Source organism: Shigella sp. FC1967, assembly GCF_001743005.1.
Lineage (GTDB): Bacteria > Pseudomonadota > Gammaproteobacteria > Enterobacterales > Enterobacteriaceae > Proteus.
Window position 1 is genome coordinate 1 of record NZ_MIIZ01000866.1, and the last position, 2389, is coordinate 2389.

At 44.4% G+C, this 2389-nt stretch carries 2 protein-coding genes; both read right to left on the minus strand.

Annotated features, from left to right (window positions below):
- A partial coding sequence (locus BHE89_RS14875) for a YlbE family protein (RefSeq protein WP_141008306.1) occupies positions 1 to 1175 on the minus strand: 1175 nt, incomplete at its 3' end.
- A gap of 12 nt (positions 1176 to 1187) precedes the next feature.
- Positions 1188 to 2389 (minus strand): acyl-CoA synthetase FdrA (gene fdrA / locus BHE89_RS14880; protein ID WP_128860595.1); only part of this gene is annotated, 1202 nt, incomplete at its 5' end.

Below are 2389 nucleotides of genomic sequence, written 5' to 3' on the forward strand. Positions count from 1 at the left end.
CCAACACCTGGCTCTTTATGTGCAATACCCGTGTTAATCAGTGGAGTGATCCCGGTTTCAACAACACGACGAGCATCTAAACCTAAGCATGCACCTTGGAAATCCCAAGTCGGTATTTGCAACATCATGTTACGAGCAAGATAGATCTCAGCCATTTCTTCAGTCACTTCACGAGCCGCATCCATACCACCAGATGCACCGACAAAGCGAGTTACACCAGGAGCCGCAACCATTGCAGCACCACCAATACCGAAGGTTTCAGTAATTGCACTGTCACCGATATCTGGGTTTGCATCTGCTTGGCTAAAACCAGAGAAGAACAGACCTTGTGGTGTATTTACCGGAGCGGTAAACCATTGGTCACCCATTCCGCTGATTTTGATACCAAAGTTGCTACCATTACGTGTCATCACAGTGACGATAGTCCCTTGCTTGATTTGAGCACCCGCATCCATCGCCGCTTTACAGTACGCCATTGCTAAGTTCAGGAAGAATTGGTCTGTAATGCTCAGGAATTTAGTCACTTTTGTGATTTCAGCTTCTTCAAAATCTAAAGTGCCTAATACTGGTGCAAGCTGACGCAGTAACAGTGCAGATGCAGCAATGTTACGTTGGTGGAATTCATCACCCATCGTAATTGCTTGCCCCATAATTGCCGTCAAATCGATACCGTTTTCAAAGGTTGCAATGGCCGCTTTTAATACTGGCGCTAAGCTATTTTTCATCCAATGTAAACGCTCTTGCACATCAGGACCGTAAGCACCAAAACGCATTACTTTACCGATACCTTCGTTCATGTTGCAGTAAGCGTAGTTACCATGGATGTGGTTTTTGATAACCAGCATTGGCATATGCGCAGAAGTGATCCCTCCCATTGGACCTACTGCATTTACGTTATGGCAAGGAATAAACTCAATTTCCCCCGCTTCTAACATCGTTAATGCTTGTTCTTCCGTTTCTGCCCAGCCTTCAAATAAAGAAGCTCCGATACAGGCACCACGAACAGGGCCACTCATTTCCTCCCAAGTTACTGGTGGGCCAGCGTGAAGTAATTTTTTACCTGTCTCTAAAGTAGGAACAACTTCTTTTGCTAAGCTAACATCACACCAGTGAGGACGGGCTTCACGGATACGTTCGATAACTGCTTCATTCGCTTGTTCGATAGTTGAGTACATATCTGCAATTCCTTATTTCAATTTCTTTAATATTTCAGCCAGTTTTTTATTACCACCTGCGACGGGTGCCCACTGATAATGAACAACAGGGGTACCACTTGATTGCAGATCGTCCGCAAAGCTACGTAATCCTGCATTGATCACAGAGATCCCGTTAAGCAGTGGCGATACTTCGGCATGTGCTTCTGCTGGATGTGGCTGGATTAATTCTTTTGCTAATAAAACGGCTTCTGGCAACGTATCCATCACAATAATGCCCGCTTCTTTTAGCTGTTTTTGCTGTTCGCTGCGGTTTTGTGGATCGTCTTCAGTCCCCGTGATAGTTGCGATAGTGATCAGTGGATTTGCTTCGCCACGTTTCTCATTCAGTTTTTTGATTTCCTGAATTAACGCGCCGGCTGGATCTTGAGTTGCGCCATAGCCAATAACAAAATCAACCAGTAGCACGCCAGCTTCTGTTTTATTGCTTAGCTCACTGATAAATTTGTTACGTGTAGAGGGATCAATCATTGGGTGTGGTTTACCCTGTGTATAGAAATCATCACCCATATCGATAATTTTGTGGCCATCAGCATCTAGCATTGTGCCTTGTTTATGTTCGTTATCGACTTCAACATTGAGTTTTTCAGATAACAACATGGCGCACTCTGCTGCTAACGTCCCCCCCGCATAAAGACCAATGATTTTCTTACCTGCTACTTTTGGCAGTTCTGCAGCAATGTCTTCAACACGAGCTAACTCAGCCGCAATGCGTGCGGTTTCATCTAAAGTGCGAGTGAAATAGATATTGTCGTCTTGAAATTTCTCAGGAGTTGTACCTAAGAATTGAGCCACAATCGGTTTATTATGGCGTTTCATTTCAGCAATAATTTTTTGACGAACAGCGGGTGCTGGTGGCTTAGAAACAAAAGCGATAACCCGAGTATTAGGATCAGCAGCCAACATATTGATAGCAGTGACCGCACTGATCCCACCTATTTGCTCTGTTAAGTCACGACCGCCTAAGCCAATTGAATGAGAAATACCTTGGCGCTGTAAAACGATTTGAGAGGTAATTTCTTGAATACCTGTCCCTGATGCGCCAACAATACCAATTGAACCTTTCGGTGCAATGTTAGCGAAAGCAAGAGGAGCACCTGCAATATTTGCTGTACCACAGTCAGGTCCCATAACAATCAAACCTTTTGCCGCTGCTTTTTCTTTTAATGCTTTTT